Annotated in this window: 7 protein-coding genes; 3 read left to right on the forward strand and 4 right to left on the reverse strand. The window is 72.7% G+C overall.

Annotation, left to right across the window (positions count from 1 at the left end; genetic code table 11):
- On the reverse strand, positions 1–222 hold a 222-nt coding region (gene tsaB, locus B8460_RS10330; protein ID WP_048861524.1), incomplete at its 3' end, for a tRNA (adenosine(37)-N6)-threonylcarbamoyltransferase complex dimerization subunit type 1 TsaB.
- A 119-nt stretch (positions 223–341) separates the two neighbouring features.
- Here tsaB and B8460_RS10335 point away from each other — a divergent pair.
- Positions 342–767 (forward strand): DUF1489 family protein, encoded by a 426-nt coding sequence (locus tag B8460_RS10335; protein WP_048861519.1) that lies wholly within the window; start codon positions 342–344, stop codon positions 765–767.
- 97 nt (positions 768–864) lie between these two features.
- Here the strand turns inward: B8460_RS10335 and B8460_RS20925 are convergent, their stop codons facing one another.
- Genes B8460_RS20925 through B8460_RS10345 form a run of 3 tightly spaced genes read right to left on the reverse strand, consistent with a single transcriptional unit; the run spans position 865 to position 2,921 of the window.
- A complete protein-coding gene (locus tag B8460_RS20925; protein ID WP_148360510.1) occupies positions 865–1,053 on the reverse strand; it encodes a hypothetical protein in 189 nt (62 codons plus the stop codon).
- A gap of 57 nt (positions 1,054–1,110) precedes the next feature.
- Positions 1,111–2,142 carry a dipeptidase gene (locus B8460_RS10340; protein WP_048861520.1) on the reverse strand — a complete coding sequence of 344 codons (1,032 nt, stop codon included), beginning with the start codon at positions 2,140–2,142 and terminating at the stop codon, positions 1,111–1,113.
- Between the two features lie 2 nt (positions 2,143–2,144).
- Complete coding sequence (locus B8460_RS10345) at positions 2,145–2,921, reverse strand: (Fe-S)-binding protein (protein ID WP_048861521.1); 777 nt, start codon at positions 2,919–2,921, stop codon at positions 2,145–2,147.
- 137 nt (positions 2,922–3,058) lie between these two features.
- On the opposite strand from B8460_RS10345, the gene B8460_RS10350 reads away from it, so the two are divergent.
- Positions 3,059–4,012 (forward strand): Tim44 domain-containing protein, encoded by a 954-nt coding sequence (locus B8460_RS10350; RefSeq protein WP_199445607.1) that lies wholly within the window; start codon positions 3,059–3,061, stop codon positions 4,010–4,012.
- Between the two features lie 16 nt (positions 4,013–4,028).
- Positions 4,029–4,439, forward strand: a 411-nt coding sequence (locus tag B8460_RS10355) for a shikimate dehydrogenase family protein (RefSeq protein WP_048861523.1), incomplete at its 3' end; no start/stop codon positions are given.

Genomic DNA, 4,439 nt, shown 5'->3' on the forward strand with positions numbered 1-4,439 from the left:
GGCGCGCAGCCCGGTGAAGCTGCCCGGCCCGACCGTGACGGCCACCAGATCGAGGTCGGCCGGCGTGCGCCCCGCCGCGGCAAGCGCCCCGTCCACGAGGTCCGCCAGCCGCGCCGCCTCGCCGCGGCCGCCGTCGCCCATCCGCACGGCCACGGTGTCGTCGCCGTCGATCAGCCCGACCGTCGCCCGGTCGCCGGCGGCGTCGAGGGCAAGAATGCGCATGCGTGCAAGGTTCATCGGCATGACCGGTCCGTCGAATTGGCCGCGCAGCATAACCCGCAAACGCCCGCGGCGGCCCGTGCCCTTGCCCGACTCCGGACGGCTGCCAGATCAAGGGGGCGATGGTGCATCTCATGAAGCTCGCCGTGGGCGTCCGCGATGCCGCGCATCTGCGCGAATTGCAGGCCGCGCGGGCGGCGGCGATGGCGCCGCTGCGTCACCAGACGCGCCACGCGCCCCGCCGGGTGGACGAGATCATCGGCGGGGGCTCGATCTATTGGGTGATCCAGGGCGCCCTGTCGGTGCGGCAACGCGTGCTGGAGATCGTGCCCGGACAGTGGGACGACGGCAGCGCCTGCGCCGCGCTGATCCTCGACCCCGGGCTGGTGCCGGTGGTTCCCCGGCTGATCAAGCCGTTCCAGGGCTGGCGGTACCTCGCCGCCGCGGACGCGCCGGCCGATCTCGACACGGCGCGGCCGCGTCAGCGCGGCGCGGAGGCGTTGCCGCCGGCGCTGCGGCGCGAGCTGGAGAGCCTCTGCCTGCTCTAGCGCCGCGCCCGTTCGCTGATTGCTGCCGATGGGACGCAGCCCCCGGATAATTACAGGGCACTAGTAGTTTTCGTTCACATTCCGCGTTAGCTGCCTGCTAGATACCGTCCAGTGCAGGACTTCGCTGCACGACACTCTCTGGAGCCTGATCCACGTGCGACACTTCCGCCGCGCCCTGCTGGCCTGCGTTGGCCTCTCGGCCCTGATCCTCGGGGCCGCCGCCGCGCAGGCCGCCACCACGAGCCACCATCATCATCACCACTCGGGCCACCACACGCACCGGCATACCCAGGCCTCCGTGTCCGGCCACACACGGACCTAAACCCGCCCGGCCGTCGACGCCTCAGGAGGCGGCGACGGCCTCGGCCTGGCGCATGACGCGCAGGAAGTTGCCGCCCCACAGCGCGGCCAGCGCCTCCGGTTCGTAGCCGCGGCGCAGCAATTCGGCGGTGATGTTGGGGCTGTCCGCCGCGTCCCGCCAGCCGACGAAGCCGCCGCCGCCGTCGAAATCCGAGCCGATTCCGACATGGGCGATGCCGATCCGCCGCACCGCATAGTCGATGTGGTTGCAGAAATCGGCGACGGTCACCTCGCTCTCCCGCGCCCGCAGCCGCACGAAGCCGGAAACGGCGGTCACCTGCACCACCCCGCCCACGTCGCGGATGACGTCGAGCTGCTCGTCGTCGAGGTTGCGCGGATGATCGCACAGGGCGCGCATGCAGGAATGCGTGGCGACGACGGGCGTCGCGGACAGCGACGCGAGCTGCATCATGGTCGGCTTCGCGGCGTGCGAAACGTCGATCAGCAGGCCGAGCCGGTTCATCACCGCTACGGCCTCGCGCCCCAGCGCCGACAGGCCGCCATGCCGGCTCGCGCCGTCGCCGAGGTCCGGCCGCGCGATGGCGGCATCGGCCAGCGCGTTGTGGCCGTTATGGGTCATCGTGACATAGGTCGCGCCCAGCGACCGGAAGATCCCCAGCCGGTCGAGGTCGGTGCCGGCCGCGAAGCCGTTTTCCACCGCCGGGACGACGGCCACGGCGCCGTCGCGCCAGGCCTGCTCGATCGCGTCGGCGGTGGTCGCCAGCCGGGCGCCCGGGACATCGCCCATGGCACGGATGGCGAGCAGCATCGCCCTTGCCCGCTCGAAGGCGGCCTGTTCGTTGGCCGGATTGACCACGGTCTGCGGCACGAAGGCGGCGAAGAAGCCGCCGGCCAGGCCGCCGCGCCGCATCTTCGGCAGGTCGACCCGCCGCTCGCCGTCGGCGGCGAAGCCGGGACCCTCGGGCCAGGGGATGTCGATATGCGTATCGAGCGCGAGCAGCCTGGCATGGATGGCGGTGTGGCCGTCGCGCGGAGTCTCGGGTGCTGCGTCCATCGTCAGGCCGCCTTTCCCGCCGCCTCGCCGATCGCCGGCACGTCCCCGGTCAGGCCGGCCAGCACCTCTGCCACGTGGCGGACCTGTACGTGGCTGCCCAGGCGCTGCAGCCGCCCAGCCATGTTCAGCAGGCAGCCCATGTCGCCCGCAAGCAGCAGCGGCGCGCCCGTCGCGGTCACGTTGGCGGCCTTGTCGCTCGCCATACGTACCGAGATGTCGGGATACTTGACGCAGAACGTGCCGCCGAAGCCGCAGCAGACATCCGGATCGGTCATCTCCCGCACCGTCGCGCCGGCCGCCGCCAGCAGCCGTCGCGGCTGGTCGTGCACGCCGAGTTCGCGCAGCCCCGCGCATGAGTCGTGATAGGTGACCTCGCCGCTCCAGCCGCCCGGCGGCCGCTCCATGCCGAGCACGTCGGTCAGGAAGCTGGTCAGCTCGAAGGTACGCGCCGCCAGCGCGTCCGCCCGTGCCCGCAGATTGGGATCGTCGTCGAACAGATGCGGCATGTGCGTGCGCAGCATGCCGCCGCAGGAGCCGGACGGCACCACGACGTAGTCGAAACCGCCGAACGCATCGAGGATGCCGTGGGCGAGGTCGGTCGTGGTGGCCCGGTCGCCGCTGTTATACGCCGGCTGGCCGCAGCAGGTCTGGGCGCGCGGCACCTCGACTTGGCAGCCGGCGGCTTCCAGCAGGCGGATGGCGGCGAAGCCGACGGTGGGACGATAGAGATCGACCAGGCAGGTGACGAACAGGCCGACACGTGGGCGCGACTGCAACATGCCGCTAAACTAGGGGCAACCGCGCGGGTCTGAACAGTCTGCCGTCCGGCCAGGGGGATGCACGGGGCGGGGCCCCGCTGTATCGGCGGGGTGCGCCACCCCATATGCTGTGGCCCAACCTGAACCGGGAACCGCCCATGCGCCGTACGTCCGTCCTGCTCGCAGCCGCCGCCGCGCTGGCGCTCGCCGTCACGCCGGTGCCCGTCGATGCGCGCGCCGGCAGCGGCTCGTCGATGGGCAGCCGCGGCAGCATGACCTTTTCGGCGCCGCCCGCCACGCGCACCGCGCCCTATTCCGCGCAGCCGATGCAGCGGAGCATGACGCCGCAGCCGGGCTACGCGCCGCAGCGCGGCTATGGCGGGATGATGGGCGGCTACGCGGGCAACCGCTCGCCCTTCATGTCCGGTCTGCTCGGCGGGCTGTTGGGCGCGGGGATCGGCGGGCTGCTGTTCGGCGGCGGCCTGTTCGGCGGCATCCATGGCGGCTTCGGCTTCCTCGGCTTCCTGCTGCAGATCTTCCTGATCTTCCTGGTGGTCCGCTGGCTCGTGCGCCGCTTCCTCGGCGGCCAGCCTGCCATGGCCAACGGGCCGGGTCTGTTTGCCCGCCAGGGCGGCATGCCGGGGGGCATGGGGGGCAGCGTCCCGGGAGGCGGCATGCCGATGGGCGGGGGCGGCGGCGGCCGGCGGCCGGTGACCATCGCGCCGGCGGATTATCAGGCGTTCGAACAGATCCTGCAGGCGGTGCAGGCGGCATGGAGCCGGCGCGACCTGCCGGCGCTGCAGCGGATCGCGACCCCGGAGATGGTCGCCTATTTCAGCGAGCAGCTGGCCGATCAGGCCAGCCGGGGCGTGGTCAACACCGTCACCGACCTGCGGCTCCTGCAGGGTGACCTCGCGGAGGCCTGGGCGGAGCAGGGGCGCGAATACGCGACCGTCGCGATGCGCTTCTCGATGATCGACGTCACCCGCGACGCGGCCGGGCGGGTGGTGGACGGCAGCCCCACCGAGCATGTGACGGCGACCGAGATCTGGACCTTCCTGCGCGCGCCCGGCGGCCAGTGGGTGCTGTCGGCGATCCAGCAGGCGCGCTGACCCGGCGGCGCACGGCATGCCGATCCGTTCGGGGGCGGCCCGGCTGGCCGGGGTGATCGGCTGGCCGGTCGCCCATTCCCGCTCGCCGCGTCTGCATAACGCCTGGCTCGACCGGCACGGCATCGACGGCGCCTATGTGCCGCTGCCGGTGCGGCCGGAGGCGTTCGAGACGGCGGTCCGGGGGTTGGCCGCGGCAGGCTTCGCCGGCGCCAACGTCACCATCCCGCACAAGGAGGCGGCGCACGCCCTGTGCGATCGGCGGGACGAGGCCGCGTCGCGGGCCGGGGCGGTCAACACGCTGATCTTTCATGCCGACGGGACGATCGAGGGGCGCAACACCGACGGCTGGGGCTTCATCGCGAGCCTGCGCGCCGGCGGGGTCGATCCGGCGGCGGGGCCGGCGCTGGTGCTGGGCGCGGGCGGCGCC

Origin of the sequence: Acidisphaera rubrifaciens HS-AP3 (genome assembly GCF_000964365.1) — a bacterium.
Taxonomy (GTDB): domain Bacteria; phylum Pseudomonadota; class Alphaproteobacteria; order Acetobacterales; family Acetobacteraceae; genus Acidisphaera; species Acidisphaera rubrifaciens.

What these genes read in the sequence shown, in the direction of transcription:
- B8460_RS10340 (WP_048861520.1), bottom strand. Translation starts at nt 2,142, where the DNA reads ATGGACGCAGCACCCGAGACTCCGCGCGACGGCCACACCGCCATCCAT.
- B8460_RS10335 (WP_048861519.1), top strand. Translation starts at nt 342, where the DNA reads ATGGTGCATCTCATGAAGCTCGCCGTGGGCGTCCGCGATGCCGCGCAT.
- B8460_RS10350 (WP_199445607.1), top strand. Translation starts at nt 3,059, where the DNA reads ATGCGCCGTACGTCCGTCCTGCTCGCAGCCGCCGCCGCGCTGGCGCTC.
- B8460_RS20925 (WP_148360510.1), bottom strand. Translation starts at nt 1,053, where the DNA reads ATGCCGGTGCGTGTGGTGGCCCGAGTGGTGATGATGATGGTGGCTCGT.
- B8460_RS10345 (WP_048861521.1), bottom strand. Translation starts at nt 2,921, where the DNA reads ATGTTGCAGTCGCGCCCACGTGTCGGCCTGTTCGTCACCTGCCTGGTC.